Source organism: Glutamicibacter sp. St.4D3 (assembly GCF_059728615.1).
Map to the genome: position 1 here is coordinate 818,192 of NZ_AP039380.1, position 20,772 is coordinate 838,963.

At 68.8% G+C, this 20,772-nt stretch carries 20 protein-coding genes and 1 riboswitch; of the genes, 14 read left to right on the top strand and 6 right to left on the bottom strand.

Annotated elements, in window-relative coordinates; all coding sequences use genetic code 11:
- Positions 1–17: 17 nt before the first annotated feature.
- Entirely contained in the window at positions 18–1,682 is a 1,665-nt protein-coding gene (locus tag AC6I21_RS03735) for an HNH endonuclease signature motif containing protein (protein WP_138175267.1), read from the bottom strand.
- A gap of 249 nt (positions 1,683–1,931) precedes the next feature.
- On the opposite strand from AC6I21_RS03735, the gene tpx reads away from it, so the two are divergent.
- Positions 1,932–2,429: a thiol peroxidase gene (tpx, locus tag AC6I21_RS03740; protein WP_138175265.1), complete on the top strand. Its 498-nt coding sequence runs from the start codon at positions 1,932–1,934 to the stop codon at positions 2,427–2,429.
- Positions 2,430–2,537: 108 nt separating this feature from the next.
- Here tpx and AC6I21_RS03745 read toward each other — a convergent pair whose 3' ends face one another.
- Positions 2,538–3,740 (bottom strand): N-acetylglucosamine-6-phosphate deacetylase, encoded by a 1,203-nt coding sequence (locus AC6I21_RS03745; RefSeq protein WP_138175263.1) that lies wholly within the window; start codon positions 3,738–3,740, stop codon positions 2,538–2,540.
- Positions 3,741–3,976: 236 nt separating this feature from the next.
- Here AC6I21_RS03745 and AC6I21_RS03750 point away from each other — a divergent pair, with 236 nt between their 5' ends.
- From AC6I21_RS03750 to AC6I21_RS03785, 8 genes are all read left to right on the top strand, one after another.
- A complete protein-coding gene (locus tag AC6I21_RS03750; RefSeq protein ID WP_138175261.1) occupies positions 3,977–4,879 on the top strand; it encodes an SIS domain-containing protein in 903 nt (300 codons plus the stop codon).
- A 3-nt stretch (positions 4,880–4,882) separates the two neighbouring features.
- Positions 4,883–5,821 (top strand): ROK family protein, encoded by a 939-nt coding sequence (locus AC6I21_RS03755; protein WP_138175259.1) that lies wholly within the window; start codon positions 4,883–4,885, stop codon positions 5,819–5,821.
- On the top strand, positions 5,818–6,747 hold the full coding sequence (locus tag AC6I21_RS03760; protein WP_138175257.1) for a 1-phosphofructokinase family hexose kinase: 930 nt from the start codon (positions 5,818–5,820) through the stop codon (positions 6,745–6,747). The genes AC6I21_RS03755 and AC6I21_RS03760 overlap by 4 nt, the downstream gene beginning before the upstream one ends.
- 8 nt (positions 6,748–6,755) lie before the next feature.
- Complete coding sequence (locus AC6I21_RS03765) at positions 6,756–7,592, top strand: class II fructose-bisphosphate aldolase (protein WP_138175255.1); 837 nt, start codon at positions 6,756–6,758, stop codon at positions 7,590–7,592.
- A 158-nt stretch (positions 7,593–7,750) separates the two neighbouring features.
- Positions 7,751–9,007: an extracellular solute-binding protein gene (locus AC6I21_RS03770; protein ID WP_138175253.1), complete on the top strand. Its 1,257-nt coding sequence runs from the start codon at positions 7,751–7,753 to the stop codon at positions 9,005–9,007.
- 177 nt (positions 9,008–9,184) lie between these two features.
- Positions 9,185–10,114, top strand: a complete 930-nt coding sequence (locus AC6I21_RS03775) for a carbohydrate ABC transporter permease (RefSeq protein ID WP_138175251.1) — start codon at positions 9,185–9,187, stop codon at positions 10,112–10,114.
- Between the two features lies 1 nt (position 10,115).
- On the top strand, positions 10,116–10,973 hold the full coding sequence (locus AC6I21_RS03780) for a carbohydrate ABC transporter permease (protein WP_249354385.1): 858 nt from the start codon (positions 10,116–10,118) through the stop codon (positions 10,971–10,973).
- A gap of 134 nt (positions 10,974–11,107) precedes the next feature.
- The gene (locus AC6I21_RS03785; protein ID WP_138175249.1) at positions 11,108–11,890 is read left to right on the top strand and encodes a DeoR/GlpR family DNA-binding transcription regulator; all 783 of its coding nucleotides are present in this window, start codon (positions 11,108–11,110) and stop codon (positions 11,888–11,890) included.
- A gap of 39 nt (positions 11,891–11,929) precedes the next feature.
- On the opposite strand, the gene AC6I21_RS03790 is transcribed toward AC6I21_RS03785, so the two are convergent.
- Complete coding sequence (locus AC6I21_RS03790; RefSeq protein ID WP_138175247.1) at positions 11,930–12,781, bottom strand: phosphotransferase family protein; 852 nt, start codon at positions 12,779–12,781, stop codon at positions 11,930–11,932.
- A gap of 124 nt (positions 12,782–12,905) precedes the next feature.
- On the opposite strand from AC6I21_RS03790, the gene AC6I21_RS03795 reads away from it, so the two are divergent.
- Positions 12,906–13,676, top strand: coding sequence for a CPBP family intramembrane glutamic endopeptidase (locus tag AC6I21_RS03795; RefSeq protein WP_249354383.1), 771 nt, complete (start codon positions 12,906–12,908; stop codon positions 13,674–13,676).
- A 106-nt stretch (positions 13,677–13,782) separates the two neighbouring features.
- On the opposite strand, the gene AC6I21_RS03800 is transcribed toward AC6I21_RS03795, so the two are convergent.
- Positions 13,783–14,427: a VOC family protein gene (locus AC6I21_RS03800; protein WP_138175245.1), complete on the bottom strand. Its 645-nt coding sequence runs from the start codon at positions 14,425–14,427 to the stop codon at positions 13,783–13,785.
- Positions 14,428–14,616: 189 nt separating this feature from the next.
- A riboswitch (SAM riboswitch) is annotated at positions 14,617–14,736 on the top strand.
- An 89-nt stretch (positions 14,737–14,825) separates the two neighbouring features.
- Here AC6I21_RS03800 and AC6I21_RS03805 point away from each other — a divergent pair.
- The 3 genes from AC6I21_RS03805 to AC6I21_RS03815 all read left to right on the top strand — a co-directional run bounded on the left by AC6I21_RS03805 (position 14,826) and on the right by AC6I21_RS03815 (position 18,793).
- Positions 14,826–16,172 (top strand): bifunctional o-acetylhomoserine/o-acetylserine sulfhydrylase, encoded by a 1,347-nt coding sequence (locus AC6I21_RS03805; RefSeq protein ID WP_138175243.1) that lies wholly within the window; start codon positions 14,826–14,828, stop codon positions 16,170–16,172.
- 4 nt (positions 16,173–16,176) lie between these two features.
- On the top strand, positions 16,177–17,307 hold the full coding sequence (gene metX, locus AC6I21_RS03810) for a homoserine O-acetyltransferase MetX (RefSeq protein ID WP_138175241.1): 1,131 nt from the start codon (positions 16,177–16,179) through the stop codon (positions 17,305–17,307).
- Positions 17,308–17,470: 163 nt separating this feature from the next.
- Positions 17,471–18,793 carry a glycosyltransferase 87 family protein gene (locus AC6I21_RS03815; RefSeq protein WP_138175239.1) on the top strand — a complete coding sequence of 441 codons (1,323 nt, stop codon included), beginning with the start codon at positions 17,471–17,473 and terminating at the stop codon, positions 18,791–18,793.
- Positions 18,794–18,889: 96 nt separating this feature from the next.
- On the opposite strand, the gene AC6I21_RS03820 is transcribed toward AC6I21_RS03815, so the two are convergent.
- Positions 18,890–19,738, bottom strand: a complete 849-nt coding sequence (locus AC6I21_RS03820) for an SGNH/GDSL hydrolase family protein (RefSeq protein ID WP_138175237.1) — start codon at positions 19,736–19,738, stop codon at positions 18,890–18,892.
- A 78-nt stretch (positions 19,739–19,816) separates the two neighbouring features.
- On the opposite strand from AC6I21_RS03820, the gene AC6I21_RS03825 reads away from it, so the two are divergent.
- On the top strand, positions 19,817–20,470 hold the full coding sequence (locus AC6I21_RS03825) for an alpha/beta hydrolase (RefSeq protein WP_138175235.1): 654 nt from the start codon (positions 19,817–19,819) through the stop codon (positions 20,468–20,470).
- A gap of 6 nt (positions 20,471–20,476) precedes the next feature.
- On the opposite strand, the gene AC6I21_RS03830 is transcribed toward AC6I21_RS03825, so the two are convergent.
- On the bottom strand, positions 20,477–20,707 hold the full coding sequence (locus tag AC6I21_RS03830) for an RNA-binding S4 domain-containing protein (protein ID WP_138175232.1): 231 nt from the start codon (positions 20,705–20,707) through the stop codon (positions 20,477–20,479).
- Positions 20,708–20,772: the final 65 nt, after the last annotated feature.

Sequence of the window (20,772 nt, forward strand, 5' to 3'; positions counted from 1 at the left end):
CTCGCATCGCAAGCTCCTTAGATGTTGTCCCAGTAGGTGTTGCGCTGCGGGGTTTGGGTGGGGTCGATGTGCTTTGGCATGATCACGTGGGGCAGTCCCTTGTAGTTGACGACCTTGATGATCCCAGCCTGCTCCGCAGTGTGGTCATTGCGGCACATCAGCGACCCGGAACCGATCCTGGTCCGGCACCCGCCCTTCCAGCCCCCGCCCTCGAAATGGTGGACGTCGCAGTTTTCCGGTGGTTCGGTGCACCCGGGAACGATGCAGCCCTTGTCCCGGCAGATGATCCCATCGCGGAGGTAGTCGGGGTAGAAGCGGCTGGCCCTGCCCAGATCCAATATCTGGCTCTCACCGCCAAACACGACCGGGATTATGTCGGCTTCAGTTAGCAGTCGTCGCAGCTCGCCCGGAGTGAGCCTCACGCCGTGCGTGGTGATTCCATGGGCCGTCGCCAGATCCCGCAGGTCATCGAGCTGCATGAAGACCATTAGCTGCGGTCGGATGGCCTTGGTCTTGGCGGTTCCCGAACCATTCTGCCGAATGAGGGTCATCATCGCGTTCATTCGCCGCATGGGGACCGGAACCTGCAGATCGATCTGTTCGGCCGGCGAAAGGCCCTCGGTATTCTCCGGAATCTGGGCACCAGTTGGCCCGGCCGCAGATCCTGTTTCCCCGGTTTCGTCCACCGCCCACGGGGGAGGGGGATCGGTGGGCTGCAGCCAGCTGGGTGTTTGCGTGCTGTCCACTGCCGGATTCGCTTCCCGTCCGGCCAAGTTCTCTTCATCCGGCTGCCGGGTGCGGGCTGCGGCACCGGCCTTGGTCCGGGGATTGTCGGCCTGCGCCACCAGGGAGCGCATGAAGCCGGCATCGGAGCCGCGCACCCGCAGGACGTACTCGTCGACCCCGTTGATGCTGCGGCGTTTGAACAACCCCAGTTCCGGGGTGGCGGCCTCGGCGTTTTCCTCCTTGTACTTCTTGACCAGTTCGTTCACCTGCTTCTTCGCGGTGCGCGGCTCATTGCCCTCCAGGATCTGCACCGCGCGTTCTTCCAGCGACGGCCCATCTTGCTGCCGGGCGGCAGGCGGCAAGGGGGCTCCCTCGCCGATGGTGTCCTTGGGCTCCAGCCTGTTCAGGCTGCGGGCCGTTTGGAGGGTCGCGCGCGGATCAACCGCGGGATCCTGGTAGGTGGTGCCCAACTGCTCGAAACGCGGTGTGGTGAGCGTTCCGGCAATGGTGACCCGCCCGATGACCAGGTGCGCGTCATTGAGCATGCCCTCGGCCTCGAAATAGGTGATTCGCAACCAGGCGGCCAGGAAATCCGCCGTGGTCTTGTAGCAGGGCCGGCCGGCGGCATACCTGGCCGGCCGCGAGTAGTCGGTCCTGCCCTCGCGCAGGTCGTCGTACTCTTCCAGGTCCAGTGTGTGGGCACCGGTGGCTTCGGCCAGCAGGGCCAGCTCCAGCCGGGCGCGGCTGATGCGGTGCGAGAGGCTTTCAACTATGCTGCCCATTTCGGCGGCAACGCGGGGGTCGGAACGGTGGGTGGCCGCCTGCAGCACGTTGTCCAGGATTTCCAGATTCAGCCGTGCCGTTTCGGCCAGCACTTGCCCCGATAATCGGGAACCGCCGGCCGCAGCGGCCCGGCGCAGCGCCTCCATTGCGGAGGCCAGGGAGATGGTGTTCATGGACCCAGTCTCGGTGCCGCCCAACGTCGGGGCTTCCAAGAAGCGGCGGGTTGGGGATAAACGCCTTCCGGCGCCGGAAGAGACGTGGCTGGACCAGGCGGGCGGTGCCGCGCGAGGGCGGCGGTGCCTCAATGGTGTCCGGGAGCAACGGGATGAGCCGGCGGGCCCCGGTGCACGCCAAGAGCGGAATTCATGTCATGTTCGCCGAAATCCGGCGGCGTGTGACCGGCTTCATGATAGACAAGGACTATGGCTACTACTGCAATTGATGGAAACCCAGTCCAGACCGTAGGCGAGCTGCCGGCCGTTGGCGCCAAGGCTCCCGAATTCACCCTGACCGGCACCGATCTTCAGGACGTGACCAGCGCGTCCCTGGCCGGCCGCCGCGTCGTGCTGAACATCTTCCCGTCGGTGGACACCGGCGTCTGCGCCGCCAGCGTACGCCGCTTCAACGAACTGGCCTCGGGCCTGGAGAACACCACCGTGGTGTGCGCCTCCAAGGACCTGCCGATGGCCCTGGGCCGCTTCTGCGGTGCCGAGGGCCTGGAGAACGTGGTCGCCGCCTCGGCGTTCCGTTCCAGCTTCGGCGAGGACTACGGCGTCACCCAGGCCGACGGCCCGCTGCGCGGCCTGCTGGCCCGCACCGTGATCATCCTGGATGAGGAGGGCAAGGTGATCTACAGCCAGCTGGTTCCGGAGATCAAGACCGAACCGGACTACGACGCCGCGATCGCCGCGCTGAGCTAAGCCCGGCAGCCAAGGAAACCGGCGCCCACACCCCTGTGCTTCAGGGGCGTGGGCGCCGGTTCGCGTTAATCGGTGCGCGGCGGCCTTTGGCCGGGGCAGGGTGCGTGCTTAGAGCGGTCGTCCTTGGCGGAAGACCTGAAGCAGCTCCAGGTCCTGGTCGACCACCAGCACATCGGCGCTCCGTCCGCTGCGCAGGGCACCGGCGGTGTCCTGCAGGCCCAGCAACCGGGCCGGGACCGCCGTCGCGGAGAGCAGGGCCTGCTCCAGCGGCACCCCACCGGCCACCGCCCGGCGCACGACATCCAGCAGGGTGGCGGTGCCCCCGGCCAGCGAGCCGTCCGAGCTGAGCCGGGCCTGCCCGTCGGCGACGGTGACCTGCTGCGGGCCCAGCTCATAGTTCCCGTCCGCCAGCCCGGTGGCGGCCATCGAATCGGTGACCAGCACGATGTTCGCGGCCCCCACCAGGGTGAACACCATGCGCACGGTGTCCGGGTCCAGATGCACCCCGTCGGCGATGAGCTCCACCACCGCCTGGCCCTGCCGGGCCTGTTCCAGGCAGGCGGCCAGCGGCCCGGGGCTGCGGTGATGCAGCGGCGGCATGCCGTTGAACAGGTGCGTCACCGTGGGGGTGGAGGGCATCGAGGCGTGGGCGCTCAGCCGGCGGTGGGCGTGGCGCAGCGAGTTGGCGGCTTGCGCGGTGCTCGAATCGGTGTGTCCAAGGGAGGGCAGCACGCCCAGGTCGACCAGCTGCCCGATCAGCTCGCTGCTGCCAGCGCGTTCCGGGGCGTAGGTCATGGTGCGCAGCGTGCCGCGGCAGGCGGCGGCCAGATCGGCAACGAAGCGGGGATCGGGATCGCCCAGGTAGCGCGGATCCTGCGCGCCGCAGCGCGCCTCGGAGAGGAAAGGTCCCTCGGCGTGGATGCCGGCCAGCAGCCCGGCCTCGACGAAGTCGGCCAGGGTGGCCGCGGCCTGCAGCATCGTGCCGCGCTCCGCGGTGACCAGGGAGCCAAGCAGCGTGGTGGTTCCGGCGCGGTGCAGGAAGTCGATGGCCTGGGCCACGGGGCCCGGCTGGGCGTTGGGGAAGTCGGCACCCACCGCGCCGTGGCAGTGCAGGTCGATCAGCCCGGGCAGCAGCTGGGCGCCCTCTGGCACCGGCCGGACGGTGAACGCCGCGGCATCGGCCCGGGCCAGGAACTGCGCGCGCGTGCCGGAAAAGGCGATGCGCTCGCCGGTGACGGCCAGCGCCCCGTCCGGCACGTGGGATCCGTCGGTGTGCAGGGGCGCGAAGATGACAAAACTGGTGCTGGGCATGGGATTAGTTTAGCGCCGGGGGTACCGCGTCCCGGGTGCCGGGGCGCTGGATGACCCGTGCTGCGGGCAGGGCGGGCAGGCGGGTGGGCGGTGCATGCCTTTCCTTGCGCGGAAGTACGACGTATACTCGTCTTAGATCGTTTCTGATTGTTAAACGGTAGAAACAATCATAAATAAGCATCACTGAGGTGAGTTGCACGCTCTGCGGAAGAATCGTGCCTGAAAGGTGGAGAACAATGAGTGAGAACACTGTGCCCGGGGCACATATGGAAGCCGAACTGCTCTCGCAGCCGGAGATGTGGACCCGGGCGGTCAGCCAGCAGCAGGCCGAGGACCTGCTGCCGGCCCCCGGCCAGAAGGTCGCGGTCGTGGGCTGCGGCACCTCCTGGTTCATGGCCGAAGCCTATGCGGCGGCCCGTGAGGCCGCCGGGTTGGGCGTGACCGACGCCTTCGCCGCCTCCGAGGCCCCGCTGGCCACGCGCGACTACGATGCGCTGGTGGCCATCACCCGCTCCGGCACCACCTCCGAGGTGCTGGACCTGCTGGAGCGGTTCGGCGGCCGGCTGCGCACCATCGCCCTGGTCGGTGACATCGACTCGCCGATCGCCTCCAAGGTCGATGCGATGATCGCCCTGCCGTACGCCGATGAGCAGTCGGTGGTGCAGACCCGCTTCGCCACCACTGCCCTGGCCTACCTGCTCTCCAGCACCGGGATGGACCTGGAGCCGGCCATCGCCCAGGCCACCGAGCTGCTGGGGCAGGAAACCGAGCAGGCGCTGATCGACGCGGAGCAGTTCACCTTCCTGGGCCGCGGCTACAGCGTCGGGCTGGCCCATGAGGCGGCGCTGAAGATGCGTGAAGCCGTGCAGGGCTGGACCGAGGCCTACCCGGCCATGGACTACCGCCACGGCCCGATCTCGATCGCCGCTGCGAACCGGGTGACCTGGATGCTCGGGGAGCAGCCCGAGGGCCTGGACCAGCAGCTGGCGCCCACCGGCGCGCTCTACCTGAACCGGGACCTGCATCCGCTGGCCGAGCTCGCCCAGATCCACAAGGTCACCCTGGACCGGGCCCGCGCGCGCGGAATGAATCCGGACACCCCGCGCAACCTGACCCGTTCGGTCATCCTGGAGCACTAGCAAATGGGTACCGGGCACTACCTGGTCTTCGACGTCGGCGGCACCGATGTGAAGGCGGGCCTGGCCGACGCCGGCGGCCAGCTGCACCACGTGCGGCGCCAGCCCACGGCCATCGCCGCACCGGGCGAGGATCCGGCGGCCGTGCTGATCGAACAGCTGGCCACCCTGGCCGGGACGCTGCGCCAGACCGCGCACGAGCCGCCGCGGGCGGTGGGCCTGGCCGTGTGCGGGCTGGTCGACGCCCCGGCCGGCATCGGGCGCTATTCGGCGAACCTGGGCTGGGTGGATGCACCGCTGCGCCAGATGGCGCAGGACGCGCTGGGCCTGCCGGTCGGCTTCGGACACGATGTGGCCACCGCCGCCCGCGCCGAACTGGAGCTGGGCGCCGGGGCCCAGGACCCGCAGTTGCGCCGCAACAGTGCCCTGCTGATCATCGGCACCGGCATCGCCTCCACCCTGGTGGTCGAGGGGCAGGTGGTCAGCTCCGAAGGGTACGCCGGGGAACTGGGCCACGCCCAGGTGCCCGGCGGGCTGCCGTGCAAGTGCGGGGCCACCGGCTGCCTGGAAACCATCGCCTCGGCCGGGGCCATTGCCCGGCTCTACAGCCAGCAGGCCAGCGCCGTGCCCGGGGCAGAGCAGGTGTTCGCCGCCCGGGCGGCCGGGGACAGCATCGCCGGGCAGGTGATCGAGCAGGCCATCGAGGCGCTGAGCTTCACCCTGGCCCAGCTGTGCGCCACCACCGCCCCCTACGGGATTGTCATCGGCGGGGGACTGGCCCAGGCCGGCCCTCCCTTCTTTGCCGAACTGGGCCAGGCGCTGGAACGCCGGTTGTCCTTCCACCGCCGCCCGCGCCTGGTTCCGGCCGCCCTGGGCGCCGACGCCGGGCTGCAGGGCGCCTGGCTGCTGGCCCGCCAGACCACCACCACGGGAGGGACCCCATGATCCTGACGCTTACCCCCAACCCGGCGATCGACGAGAGCTACCAGGTTCCCGGGATCACCCTGGACACCAGCCACCGAGTGCCGATGCCGCTGTGGCGGGCCGGGGGCAAGGGGATCAACGTCGCCCGGGTGCTTGAACAGCTCGGCTACCGCGCCCTGGCGCTTTTTCCCAGCGGCGGGACCAGCGGCGAGGCGCTGTGCTCCGAACTGCGGGCCGCACACCTGGCCCACCACGCGGTTCCGGTGTCCGGGCAGACCCGGCGTTCGATGGCGTTCCATGACCCGCAGGCCAACACCACCACGCTGTTCAACCAAAGCGGTGAGCCGCTGCGCCAGGAGGACATCCAGGCGCTGGAAAACGAGTTCATTCGGCTGCTGCCCACCTGCCGGGCGGTGACGATCAACGGGTCCTGGCCCCCACACACCCCCGCGGACCTGCTGCCGCGGCTGATCACCGCGGCCCGGCGGGCCGGGGTGTGGGTGCTGGCCGATGCCAGCGGCGAGGCGCTGCTGCAGGCCGCCCGGGCCGGTGCGGTGCTCAAGCCCAATGAGCATGAGCTGCGCGAGGCCACCGGGTGCAGCAGCCTGTCTCAGGGGGCCCGGCAGCTGCTGGAGCTGGGCGCCCCCGCCGTTTTCGCCAGCGCCGGGGCCGACGGGCTCTACCACTTCGCCCCTTCGCAACCGGTGACCCACGCACTGTTGCCGCAGGCGTTGAGCGGCAACCCCACCGGGGCCGGGGATTCGGCGGTGGCCGCGCTGGCGGCCAGCGCCCTGCAGGGCCTGGAGATCGAGCCGACGCTGCGCCGGGCCGTGGCCTGGTCCGCGGCCACGGTGCTGATGCCCACCGCCGGGGCGGTGCACCCCAGCTACCAGCAGCTGGCCCGGGAGGTCATCTGCCAAACCCTGTCCACCGACGCACACCACTAAGGAACCGCATGCCACTTGTACCCACCGCCCAGATCATGGACCAGGCCGTTCGCGCGGCGCGCGGGCAGGGCGCGTTTAACGTCATCCACCTGGAGACCGCGCAGGCCCTGATCACCGCCGCCGAGCAGGCCGCCGTGCCGGTGATCCTGCAGATCAGCGAAAACTGCATGAAGTACCACGGCTCACTGGCGCCGCTGACCCTGGCCTGCAAGGCGCTGGCCGAGGAGTCCAGCGCCGAAATCGCGCTGCACCTGGACCACGCCGAGGATGAGGCCCTGGCCTACCAGGCGATCGAGCTGGGTTTCGGTTCGGTGATGTTTGACGGGGCGAAGCTGGAATTCGAGCAGAACGTGGCCGCCACCGCCCGGGTGGTGGCCGCGGCCCGCGAGGCCGGGGTCTATGTCGAGGCCGAGCTGGGGGAGATCGGCGGCAAGGACGGGGCCCACGCCCCCGGGGTGCGCACCGACCCGCAGGAGGCCGCGCTGTTCGTGCAGCGCACCGGGGTCGACGCCCTGGCGGTGGCCGTGGGATCCTCGCACGCCATGACCGAACGCAGTGCCAACCTGGACTTGGAGCTCATCGACCGGCTGGCGCGGCACCTGGAGGTTCCGCTGGTCCTGCATGGCTCCTCAGGGGTGCCCGATGCCGTCCTGCAGGAGGGCATCCGCGCCGGGCTGCGCAAGATCAACGTCTCCACGCACCTGAACGGCTTCTTCACCCGAGCGGTGCGCCAATGGCTGGATGAGAACCCCGCCGGGGTCGATTCGCGCAAGTACCTGGCGGCGGGACGCTCGGCGTTGTCCCGGGAAGCTGCCCGGCTGCTGGGCCTCTTCGCGGGCGCGTGAGCAGTTCTGATTCTTTGGTGCGCCAGTTGCCGGAATGGAACACCGAACCCTTGACGTGAGATAGATAACATCTCATAATCGTGAGTAACCTGATTTTTACTGATTTATTTCAGTACAAAAAATCTAGAATCACTCACTCGCATCGCAGGGGACTGGCAATGAAACGCACCAAACGGACAACACTGCTGGCTTTGTCTGCCATCGGGGCCCTGGCCCTGAGCAGCTGCGGATTTTCCGACAAGCCCGCCGAAGGCGGCGGGGGCGAGGGCGGGGAGGCCGTGACCCTGCAGATGCTGGTCCCGACCTACTCCACCGGCACCAAGGGCCTGTGGGAAGGGGTCATCAAGGACTTCGAAGCCGAACACGAGAACATCACCGTGAACCTCGAGGTGCAGTCCTGGGAAAACATCGAAAGCGTGCTGAAGACCAAGCTGCAGGGCAACCAGGCGCCGGATATCTACAACGGCGGAGCGTTCGCCGAATTCGCCGCCGAGGAACTGCTGGCCCCGGCCAGCGACATCGCTTCGCAGGAGACCCTGGCCGACTTCCAGGAAAGCTTCGCCGAGGCCGAGAAGTACGAGGGCACCCAGTACGGGCTGCCGCTGATTGCCTCGGCCCGCGCGTTGTTCTACAACAAGGACCTGATGGAGGAGGCCGGGGTTTCCCAGGTGCCCGGCACCTGGGATGAACTGCATGAGGCATCCAAGAAGATCAGCGAAAAGACCAAGGCCTCGGGCTACGGTATGCCGCTGGGCAGTGAAGAGGCCCAGGGCGAGAGCCTGATCTGGTTCGCCGGCAACGGTGGCAACTTCGGCACCGACGAACAGATCCAGGTCGACACCCCGGCCAACCTGGAAGCCGCGCAGTTCATGAAGAAGATGATCGATGACGGGGTGACGCAGAAGGACCCGGGTGCGACCCAGCGCACCCCGATGCTCAACACCTTCATCCAGGGCAAGATCGGCTTCGCCTACGGCCTGCCGCAGACCGTGGGCCAGATCGAGGACGAGAACCCGGACCTGAACTACGGCATCGCGCCGGTGGCCACCAAGACCGGGGACCCGGCCACCCTGGGCGTGGCCGACCGGCTGATGTCCTTCAGCGCCGATGAGGCGAAGAAGGAAGCGGTAGGCGAGTTCATGGACTACTTCTTCTCCTCCGAGGTCTACACCGACTGGGTCTCCACCGAGGGCTTCCTGCCCACCACGAAGTCGGGGTCCGAGGCCATGGCCGGGGATGAAACGCTCAAGCCGTTCCTGGACCTGCTGCCCAACGCCGTGTTCTACCCGACCACCAACCCGGCCTGGAACGCCACCGACGGTGCGTTCAAGTCCCTGATGGGTGAACTGGGAACCGGCAAGTCGGCCGAGGACGTGCTGAAGTCGATCCAGGCCAAGGCCGACGCCGCACGCTAACCGGCGGCAAACCACACCGATCCATGGCGGAGGCCCGGCGCTCGCAACACCAGGCCTCCGCCATTGTCGATTCCCCATCCCGCCACCGGCCCGCCCTACCGGCATCGGCAACCGCCACCGCCCGCTGCACCGCCCCGGCTGCCAGGGCGCCGGCGGGAGGGGACCAAGGAGCTAACCATGAGTGCACCACCCGTGCTCACTGCGGTTGAGCCGGCCAAACGCCGGCCCACCAGTGGGAACCAGTCCTTCTTCAGCTCACTGCCGTGGATCGGCCCGGCGCTGCTGCTGATCCTGGCCATGGTCGCCTTCCCGGCCGGCTACATGATCTTCAACTCCACCCGCAAGATCTCCCAGGTCGGCACGGACCTGCATTCGGTGGGGCTGGCAAACTTCGTGACCGTCTTCCAGGACCCGGCGCTGCCGCGAATCCTGCTGAACACCTTCGTGTGGGTGGTTTCCGTCGTGGGAATCACCGTGCTGCTCTCCCTGGCACTGGCCCAGTTCCTGAACAAGCCGTTCCCGGGACGAACGATCGTGCGCATGGCCGTGATCGTGCCCTGGGCGGCGTCGGTGGTCATGACCACCACCGTGTTCTACTACGGCCTGGACCCGAACTACGGGATCTTCAACAAGTTCCTGATGGACGTGGGGGTCCTGGATGAGGGGTTCGGCTGGACGAAGTCCGCGGTGCCGGCGATGTTCGTCTCGGTGATCGTGGCGATCTTCGTGTCGATCCCGTTCACCACCTACACGCTGCTGGCCGGGCTGCAGTCAATCCCCCAGGAGACGCTTGAGGCGGCCCGCGTGGATGGGGCCGGGCGCTGGCAGACCTACCTGTTCGTCATCCTGCCCCAGCTGCGTTCCGCGCTGGCGGTCTCGGTGCTGATCAACATCATCAACGTATTCAACAACCTGCCGATCCTGAAGGTGATGACCGGTTCGATCCCCGGAACGAACGCCGACACCCTGATGACCTACATCTTCAAGGTGCTGCAGTTCGACCGGCGCCTGGACATCTCCTCGGCCCTGTCGGTCGTGAACTTCGCGGTGGTGGTGCTCATCGTGGCGATCTACGTCAAGACCGTCAAGCCCATGAAGGAGGTCTGAGGTGGCACTGCTGGACGCCGCGGACCGCGCGCCGCGCAAGGTGGTCATCACCCGCATGGTCGTGGGGCTGCTGATCGCGGCCCTGTTCCTGATCCCGTACGCGACGATGTTCATCGGTTCGCTGAAGACCCAGAGCGAGATCCTCTCCATTCCGCCCTCCTATCTGCCCCAGGCCGGGGCGCAGTGGTCGAACTACGCCTCGATGTGGGACACCCCGGAGACCCCGGTGCCCTACAACCTGGTTTCCACGATCGTGATCTCGGTGTTTGCGACCCTGCTGGTGCTGCTGGTGGCGACCCCGGCCGCGTACTTCACCGCCCGGTTCAAGTTCCCGGGCAAGATGGTGTTCATGTTCCTGGTGATCGTCACCCAGATGCTGCAGCCGGCGGTGCTCACCGCGGGATTGTTCAAGCAGATGCTGGCCTGGAACATCCACGACACGTGGCTGGCGATGATCCTGATCAACGCCGCGTTCAATCTGGCGTTCGCGGTGTGGATCATGCACTCCTTCTTCGCCGCGGTGCCCCGTTCCATTGACGAGGCGGCGCAGATTGACGGGGCCGGGAAGCTGCGGGTGCTGTTCACCATCAACCTGCCGCTGGTGTGGCCCGGGATCGTGACCGCGGTGATCTTCACGTTCATTTCCTGCTGGAATGAATTCGCCGCCTCCCTGGTGATCCTGTCCACCGCCGAGAACCAGCCGCTGAGCGTGGCGCTGACCAAGTTCATCGGGCAGTACGCCACCGCCTGGCAGTACGTGTTCGGGGTTTCGATCGTGGCGATCGTGCCGGTGATCATCCTGTTCGCGTTGATTGAAAAGCGGCTGATCGGCGGGTTGGCGGCCGGTGCCGTGAAGTAGCGTGACCGGCGCGGCGCCGCGCTTTTGGCAGTTGGCGCCGGTGCGGTGTTGACTTAATCAACGGGCGCGTGTCCCCGCCGGGGGCGGCAGGCGGCGCCCGATCGCAGGCAGGGCGGCAGGAGGAACCAGGGAGAATGAAGCGCGAGGAGCGGCTGAACCACGTGCTGGATTTGCTGGCCCGGCACGGGAAGATCGATGTTGAGCAGATCGTGGAGCAGCTGGGGGTATCCGCGGCCACCGCCCGGCGTGACCTGGATTCGCTGGCGGCGGCCTCCCTGCTCACCCGCACCCACGGCGGGGCGGTCTCCAGCACCGTGGCCTACGACCTGCCCGCCCGCTACCAGAACGATTCGCGCGACGATGAGAAGGCGCAGATCGCCCGGGCGGCGGCGGCGATGGTGCGCCCGGACATGGTGGTTGGGCTTTCGGGCGGGACCACCACCAAGGCGATCGCCCACGAGCTGGGGATGCGCCAGGACCTGATCGGGGAGCCGGGGCGCATCACCCTGACGGTGGTGACCAACGCCGTGAACATTGCCGGGCTGCTGGCGGTGCGCCCGCACATCCGGGTGATGGTCACCGGCGGGGTGCTCAATGCCCGGTCCTATGAACTGGTCGGGCCGATGGCGCAGGCGGCGCTGGGCAAGATCACCATGGATTTGTGCTTCGTGGGGGTCAACGGGCTGGACCCGCGGCTGGGGCCGATGGTCTCGGATGAGATGGAGGCGGCGGTCAACGAGCTGATGGTCGCCCAGTCCCGGGACAGCTACCTGGTGCTGGACTCCTCCAAGGTGGGCACCCGCTCCTTTGTCATCCTGGACACCGCTAACCTCACCGGCATGATCACCGACCGGCAGCTGGATGCCGGCCAGCTTGCGGCCCTGGATGCGGCCGGGCTGAAGGTGCTCACCGCCTAGGGTGCCGCCCGCTGCGCGGCGCACCGCCCGGCGTGGGGCCTAGCCGCGTGCGGCGGCGGCCGCCGCCATGCGCAGGCGCGGGCCGATTTTGCGCAGCAGCTTGTCCAGCCGCGGATGATCGGTGCGCGCAATGGCGTCGCTGAAGCGCTCCAGGCTCATCAGCCCCAGCCAGATCCTGGCCCGGCGGGCCTGCCCGGGATCCGGAGCGACCTGGTCGATCAGGTCCTGGCCGTGCCACAGGCACAAGTAGGCGGTGTTCAGCGCCGGGTCCCAGGCCGCGGCCAGGTCCCAGTCCAGGATCCCAATCAGCTCCCCGTCGACCCAGTGCATGTTGTGCCCGGCCAGGTCCCCGTGCACCAGGCCCGGGGGCACCTGGGCCAGTTCGGGCAGCTGCTCCCACAGGGTGAGGGCCGCCGGGCGCAGCTCGAGCGGCAGCGCATCGTGGCTGGCCTGGCGGCGCTCGGTGGTCCACGGCCCGCCGAACGCGAACGGTTCGGCCAGCAGCGGGCGCAGCGTGTCGAGCTCTACCTCGGCCAGGGCATCGACCACCCGGCGCAGGATGCACGCATCGCCCCGGTGCGGTGGGTGCGCGGTGCCGGGAATGTAGCGCATCGCCACCGCCGCCAGCCCTTGCGCGTCAGTGGCGATCGGGCCCAGCGCGGTGGGCACCTGCCAGGCAAGGCGTTCGGAGACGGCCCGGTGCAGGGCCACGCTGCGGGGCATGGCCGCGCTGGCCTGCGGGGTGCGGGCCATGCGGATCACCGCCTGCTCGTTGCCCAGCAGCACCCGGTGGAACTGCCCGCCTTCCTCCACCCGGGCCCCTTGCCAGGACAGCTGCGGGGCCAGGCGCCGGGCCAGGGCCAGCTCGGCATCGGTGGCGGCTCGACTCACGGGTTCTCCCTTGGTATGTGGTGGGCGGGGCGGCGCCCGGACCTGCGGGCCGAGCGGTTCCAACGCTATCGCAGCCACCGCGGTGCTTCAGCCCAGGCACAGCGGGCACGCATAGGATCAAGGGGTGCAAAGCAATCTGGCAGACGGCCCGCGGCAGGCGGGGCCGCTGAAATTCGAGATCTTTTTGGTGCTGGCGCTGTCGCTGGGCCAAAGCGCGGTGTATTCGATCGTCAGCTTCCTGGACAAGGTGACCCGCGCGCCGCTGGGTGAGCAGACCACCTCGATGAACAACCCGCTCAGCGCCCGGCCCTGGTTCGATCTGACCTACCAGCTGCTGGACATCGCCTTCGCCCTGGTGCCGGTGGCGCTGGCGCTGTACTTCATGGCGCGCAGTCTGGGGCTCGGGCCGCGGCAGGTGGGGTTCGATTTGCGCCGGCCCGGCCGAGACGCGGCCTGGGGCGCCGGCTTGTTCCTGGCGATGGGGCTGGGCACCCTGGGCCTGTACGCGGTGGGGCGGGCGCTGGGGCTGACCACCGCGCTGTCGGTGGCGAACCTGGAGGGGTATTGGTGGACGGTGCCGGTGCTGCTGCTGTCCGCGGCCCGCCACGCGGTGCTGGAGGAGGTGCTCATGCTGGCCTTCCTCTTCGCCCACGGCCGGGCGCTGAAGATCGCCCCCTGGGCGCTGCTTCTGGGGTCGGCGCTGCTGCGCGGCAGCTACCACCTGTACCAGGGATTCGGGCCGTTCATCGGCAACGCGGTGATGGGCGCCGTGTTCGGTTGGGTGTACCTGCGGTGGGGGCGGGTGATGCCGCTGGTGATCGCGCACTTCCTGCTCGACGCGGTGGGCTTTGTGGGCTTCGCGCTGATCGGTCCGGCGATCGGGATCGGCGGCTGAGCCGGCCGCCCGGCCTTTGCGCCGCGGCGCCGGCGGGTTAACGGATCAGGGGCAGGGGGCGAACCCTCGCGGTTCACGCCCTGCCCCTATATCCGTGCGTCCTTGGCTACAGCACGACCTCGCCCTTGGGGGTCTGGAAGGTGACCGAGAGGATGCCCGGGGTCCCGTTGGGGGACTGGTAGCTCATGGTGACCTCGCCCAGCTGCACCTCATCGGGCTTGCCCAGCCACTCCAGCACCCGGTCGCGGGAGCCGGCGATGGTGATCTCATCGATGAAGCCCACCGGGTCCAGGGCGCGGGAAGGGTGCAGGTCCTCGGTGCCGTCGTCCCAGCGCAGCAGGTAGGGCACCTGCGGGTCGGCGATCAGGCCCTTGATGCCGATCTGCTGCCAGGTCAGTTCGCGCCCGTCGGGGAACTTGCGGTTGCCCGGCACGGCCTGGCGGCCCAGCCGTTGCTCGGCCTGGCCCATCTCATCCAGGGACACGCACCAGCCCATCCATCCCCCGCCCAGTTCGGAGCGGGCGCGCACGGCCTGCCCGAAGGGGGCCTTGAGGCTTGCCGGGTGGTCCAGCACCTCGACGACTTCCAGGTACTGGTTGTGCTGCAGCGGAAAAATTACATTGCGAGTTCCGAATCGTGGGTGGATCCCACCCTTGACGAACTCCAGGCCCAGGGTCTGGGAGATGCGTTCGGCGGTTTCCATCAGCCCATCGGGGCCACATGCATACGAAACGTGATCTAGCCTCATCATGCGATCATCATGCCATTTTTGTGATCCAAGTCTCGACTTAGGGTCGCCTAATTATTTCTCCAGGTGTTGACGTTCCGGCCCGAACGTGCCAAGTGCGGCGCAAGGGGTGCGCTGTTGTGTGACCGATTGCGACGCCGCGGACGCAGCGCCGATTGCATCGTCCGCCGCGCCTGCGGCACACTGGTGGCAGGTCATGAGTCCCAGCTACGAGCCCCGGCTTGCTGGGCGGCAACCCTCCAACCGCGGTGGGGTGCCCCGGGTGAAGACCTGGCCCTGCACACCTAGGTGTGCCAAGGACAAGCGCGGGTTACACCCTGAGAACTCACCGGCCACCGGCCTCTTAGGGTGAATTTCAGTGGTGTACCCCCGAATAGTCAACGAACTATGGGAGGAAAACCATGAGCGAAAACTGGTCATTCGAGACCCGTCAGATCCACGCCGGGCAAAGCCCGGACCCGCACACCGGGGCCCGGGCCCTGCCGATCTACCAGACCACGTCCTTCGAATTCCCCACCGCGCAGACCGCGGCCGAGCGCTTTGCGCTGCAGGACCTGGGTCCGATCTACACCCGCATCGGCAACCCCACCCAGGAGGCGGTGGAGAACCGGATCGCCAGCCTGGAGGGCGGGGTGGGCGCCCTGCTGCTGGCCTCCGGGCAGGCGGCCACCACGTTCGCGATCCTGAACCTGGCCGAGGCGGGGGACCACATCGTGGCCAGCCCCAGCCTCTACGGGGGCACCCAGAACCTGTTCAAGCACACGCTGCGCAAGCTGGGAATCGAGGTCAGCTTCGTGGCCGACCCGGACGACCTGCAGGGGTGGCGCGCCGCGATCCGCCCGAACACCAAGGCGCTGTTCGGCGAGGTGGTCTCCAACCCGCGCCAGGACGTGCTGGACATTGCGGCGATCGCGGACATCGCCCACGCGGCCGGCGTGCCGCTGCTGGTGGACAACACCCTGTCCACCCCCTACCTGATCCGCCCGATCGAGTCCGGCGCGGACATCGTCATCCACTCGGCCACGAAGTACCTGGGCGGGCACGGCACCGCGATCGCCGGGGTGATCGTGGATTCGGGCAACTTCGACTTCGGGGCCGACCCGCAGAAGTTCCCGGGCTTCAACACCCCGGATGAGTCCTACAACAACCTGGTCTTCGCCCGCGACCTGGGCGTGGACGGCGCACTGGGGGCGAACCTGGCCTACATCCTCAAGGCGCGGGTGCAGCTGCTGCGCGACCTGGGTTCGGCCGTGTCCCCCTTCAACGCGTTCTTGATCGCCCAGGGCCTGGAAACCCTGTCCCTGCGCATGGAGCGCCACGTGGCCAACGCGGTCCAGGTGGCCCGCTGGCTGGAGGCGCACCCGCAGGTGCAGCAGGTCTCCTACGCCGGGCTGCCCTCCTCCCCGTGGTACGAACGCGGACGCAAGTACGGGCCGAACGGGGTGGGCGCGATCGTCTCCTTCGACGTGGCCGGCGGGGCCGCGGCCGGCCAGGCGTTCGCCGATGCGCTGGTGCTGCATTCGAACGTGGCCAACCTGGGGGACGTGCGCTCCCTGGTGGTGCACCCGGCCTCCACCACCCACGCCCAGCTCAGCGACGCCGAGCAGCTGGCCGCGGGGGTGCGTCCGGGGCTGGTGCGCCTGAGCGTGGGGCTGGAGAACGTCAAGGACATCCTGGCCGACCTGGAACTGGGCTTCGCGGCCGTGGCCGCCCGCCAGACCGACGAGACCCTGGCCGAAGCGCGCTAAGCCGATGACTGCGATCGCAAGGACCGGGCGGCCGGCCACCCGCACCGCCGTGCACGGCATGAGGCGCCGAGCGGCGGTGGGGGAGTATGGCTTTGAAACCGGCGGCTACCTGCCGCAGGTGGAGCTGGCCTACGAAACCTGGGGGGAACTGGACGCACAGGGCTCCAACGCGGTGCTGATCACCCACGCGCTGACCGGCGATGCCCACGTCAGCCGCGGGGACTCGGACTTCGACGGCTGGTGGGAGGACTTCGTGGGCCCCGGCAAGCCGATCGACACCAACCGCTACCACGTGGTGGCGGCGAACATCGTCGGCGGCTGCAACGGCAGCACCGGGCCGGGCAGCCTGGACGCCAACGGGCGGGCCTGGGGTTCGCGTTTCCCGTTCACCACCATCAAGGACTCGGTGCACCTGGAGGCCCGGCTGGCCGACGCGCTGGGGATCGAGACCTGGCACGCGGTGATCGGCGGGTCGATGGGCGGGGCACGGGCCCTGGAGTGGGCCGTGCTCTACCCGCACCGGGTGCGCAACCTGGTGGTGATGGCCGCCTGCGCGCAGGCCAGCGCCGAACAGATCGCCTTCGCCCAGGTGCAAAGCGAATCGATCCGGCTGGACCCGCACTTCGCCAATGGGGACTACTACCACACCGGGCGGGCGCCGGACGCCGGGCTCGGGGTGGCCCGGCGCCTGGCGCACGTCACCTACCGTTCCGAGGCCGAGCTGCAGCAGCGCTTCGGACGCAGGGGGCAGGGCCAGGAGGACCCGCTGGGATCGGCCAGCTGGCCGCGCGGACGCTACATGGTCGAAAGCTACCTGGACCACCAGGCGGCCAAGCTGTCCCGGCGTTTTGACGCGAACAGCTACCTGGTGCTCACCGAGGCGCTGATGAGCCACGACGTGGCCCGCGGGTTCGGCTCGCTGGAGCACGCCCTGGCCCGGCTGGCCGGGGTGAACACGGTGATCGCCGCGGTGCGCAGCGACCGGCTCTACCTGCCCGAGCAGTCCGAGCAGCTGGCCGCGCTGATTCCCGGCGCCGCGCCGGTGCACTACATCGACTCGCCGATCGGCCACGACGGGTTCCTGACCGACGCGGTGCAGCTGGCCGGGGTGCTGGCCGAGCGCGTGTTCGCCTAGCCGCCCTGCGACGCAGCAGCTTTTTTGCGCGCGCCGGGACATCCACCAGTATGCGGTGGATGTCCCGGCGCGCACTGCGTTAAAGGGCCCGGATCGTGCGGCGGCGGTGCCGTCCCCGCGGTGGGCGGCCCACCGCGGGGGCGGACCCCCATAGACTTATCGGGTGCCTTTAGAGAATCCTGGATTTCAAGCCTCCATCACGCCGCGCCAGTGGCTGTCCCTGTTCCGCCGGCCCTGGTTCCTGCTGGGCCTGGCCGCCGCGCTGGGGATCGTGCTGCTGGCCTCCCCGCTGTACGGGCTGGACTTCCGGGTGTACCGCGAAGGGGCGAAGGTGCTGTTCGCCGGGCTGAACGAGCGTTCCTTGTATGACCCGATGCCGCAGGAGCTGGGCACCCGGGGCCTGCCGTTCACCTACCCGCCGTTCGCCGCCGCCTTGTTCCTGCCCTTCGCGCTGCTGCCCGCGACGCTGGGCATGGTGCTGATCACCGCCACCACGCTGCTGTGCCTGGTGGGGGCCGCGCTCTTGGCGGTCGGCTACATGCACCGCCACGGGGCGCTGGGCTGGTTCGCCCACACCCAGCTCCGCCGCGGCCTGGCGGTGCTGCTGGCCATCACGCTGATCGGGGTGAGCGGGCCCTGGCGGGACAGCCTGGACTTCGGGCAGATCAACGCGATGATCATGGCGTTGATCGTGATCGACGTGGTGCGCCCGGGCCGCTGGCTGCCGCGCGGGGTGCTGATCGGGGTGGCCGCCGGGATCAAGCTCACGCCCCTGGCATTCGGGCTGATCTTCCTGGCCCGCCGGGATCTGCGGTCGCTGTTCGGGATGGCCGGCGGGTTCGCCGCCACCATCGCCATCGGCTGGCTGGTGGCCGGAGGCGAGTCGATGACGTTCTGGTCCTCGCTGCTGGAATCGGCCACCCGGGTCGGGGACCCGGCCGCGATGTACAACCTGTCGCTGAACTCGCTGCTGTTCCACCTTGGGCTCGAGGGCAGCGCCCAGAAGCTGGCCTGGGCGGCGGCCTGCCTGGGCATGGTGCTCCTGGGGTACGCGGCGATCCGCCTCGCGCAGCGGCGCGGAGACGTGCTGGCCGCGATCAGCGTCAACGCGCTGGTGATGCTGGCGATCTCCCCGGTGTCCTGGTTCCACCACTGGGTGTGGATCGCGTTGGGGCTGCCGGTGGTGTGGGTGGCCGCCTGGCGCCGCCGCGGGATCGCCCGCGCCCTGGGCCGGGGCCTGTGCCTGGTGCTGGTGCTGGCGTTCTCGCTCTCCTCCTACGCCTGGACGATCCTGGTGGCCGGGAAGATCTTCAATTCCGGGCCCTGGGGCTGGGAGATGTATTCCAGCCTCGGGCTGCTGGCCTCGCTCACCGCCGTGGCCGGGGCGCTGGTCACCCGCCCGCAACCCGCGCCGCCCGCGAACGCGGAGGCCGGGGCCGGCGCCGGAACGGTGCCCGCCAACCAGCGGCCGGGCACCGGCGGCTAAAGGCCGGGTAAACCGGCAAAAGTCCTGCCGGGCACCTTCCAAAAGGTGCCCGGCAGGACTTTTTCGCATTCGCCTGCCGGCTGGCGCCGGCGGCAGCTACTTCCCGGCGCCCAGGGATTCGTTCGGGGCCGGTTCGGTGAACGGGGTGGGTTCCGGGCGCTTGGGGGTGATCCCGTCCCCGGAGGACTGGTGGCGCAGCCGGCGCAGCACCCACGGGGCCAGGTGTTCACGCGCCCAATGCAGGTCCTCCAGCCGGGCGGTGCGCCAGGTGCGGGTGTCCGGCTCGAAGTTCACCTCAAGATCCAGGGTGTGCGGCACGTTCAGCGCGTCCAGGGCCATCGCGGCAATCCGCTGGTGCCCGAGCGGGGAGAAGTGCAGCCGGTCCTCGGACCACATGGCCGGGTGGTGCAGTTCGCGCAGCGCCCACATGTCGGCCACGATCGCATCATGGCGGGCGGCCACGGTACGGATGTTCTCGTTGTAGATCGCCACCCGGCCGCGGATTCCGCCCAGCACCGGGGTGTCACGGATGTCCGGGCCGTTGAAGATCAGCAAGGTGGCCCCCGAGGCGGCCAGGGCCCCGACCGCTGCATCGAGCTGCTCGGCGATCCGGTCCGGGTCCCCGCCGGGGCGCAGCACGTCGTTGCCGCCGGCGCAGATGCTGATCAAGTCGGGCTTTAGGGCGATCGCCGGGTCAATCTGCTCCTCGACGATCTGGGCGATCAGTCGTCCGCGGATGGCCAGGTTCGCGTAGGCGAAGTCCTCGACGCTGGAGCTGAGCTGTTCGGCCACCCGGTCGGCCCAGCCGCGGTGGCGTCCCGGGTTGTTCTCATCCGGGTCCCCGATGCCCTCGGTGAAGGAATCACCCAGCGCCACATAGCGGCGCCAGGGATGGGGGCCGGGGTTGCCGGTGCTGGCTGGTTCTACGTCTGGATTCTGTGACACACACAGTATGTTACTAGTCAGTCACCTACAGTCAATGGCCGGGCCCCGATCCCGGGCTGCGCTAGGCTGGTGGGCATTATGGACCCGATGACTTCCGCCCCCGTTGCCCTGATTTCCCGTTCCGAAACCGAGCGGGCCGGCACCCCGCTGCTGGTGCTGCTGCACGGCTATGGCTCCAATGAACAGGACCTGATGGGGCTGCTGCGCCTGCTGCCCGAGGAATTCACCTATCTTTCGGTGCGCGCCCCGCTGCCCGCCGGCCCCGGATACTCCTGGTTCCCGCTGAACCAGGACATCGACTATTCGCTGGATGCGGTGGAGACCAGCGTCCAGGCGCTGTGGCAGTTCCTGGCCCCGCAGCTGCAGCAGCATTCCTCGCTCAGCCTGCTGGGCTTCTCCCAGGGCATGGCGATGGCGACCTCGCTGGCCCGCTACCGGCGGGAGGCGGTCACCGCGGTGGTGGGCCTCTCGGGATTTGTGGTCCAGGCGCCGGATTCGCAGGTCTTTGACGACGCCAAGCTCAAGGCCGACCCGCTGCCGCTGTTCTGGGGCAGGGACGTGGCCGACCCGGTGATCACCCCGCAGAAGGTGGAGTACACCATGGGCTGGGTGCAGCAGCACGCTAAGCTGACCCACCACACCTACCCGCAGATCCAGCACTCGGTGTGCGCCGAGGAGCTGGCCGACGTCAGCGCGTTCCTGCGCGCCCACGTGCTCCAGCAGGCCAAGTAGCCGCAGCTAACCGGCGCGCTGCACCTGCACGCACTGCCCGTGCACGCACACGGTTTCGCCCCCGCGCAGCTGGGCGCCGCGCCGGGTCTCCACCTGGCCGTCCACGGTGACCAGGCCCTCGGCTATCAGCTCCTTGGCATCCAGGCCGTCCTCGGCCAGGTTCGCCAGCTTCAGCAGCTGGCCCAGGCGGATGGATTCGTCGCGGATTTGGATGGGGAAGATCTCTTCGCTGCTCATGCCTCCATTCTCGCCCATCCCGGCGCCGGGCGGGGCACCGCGGCCCGGAAGGTGAGTTCCACATC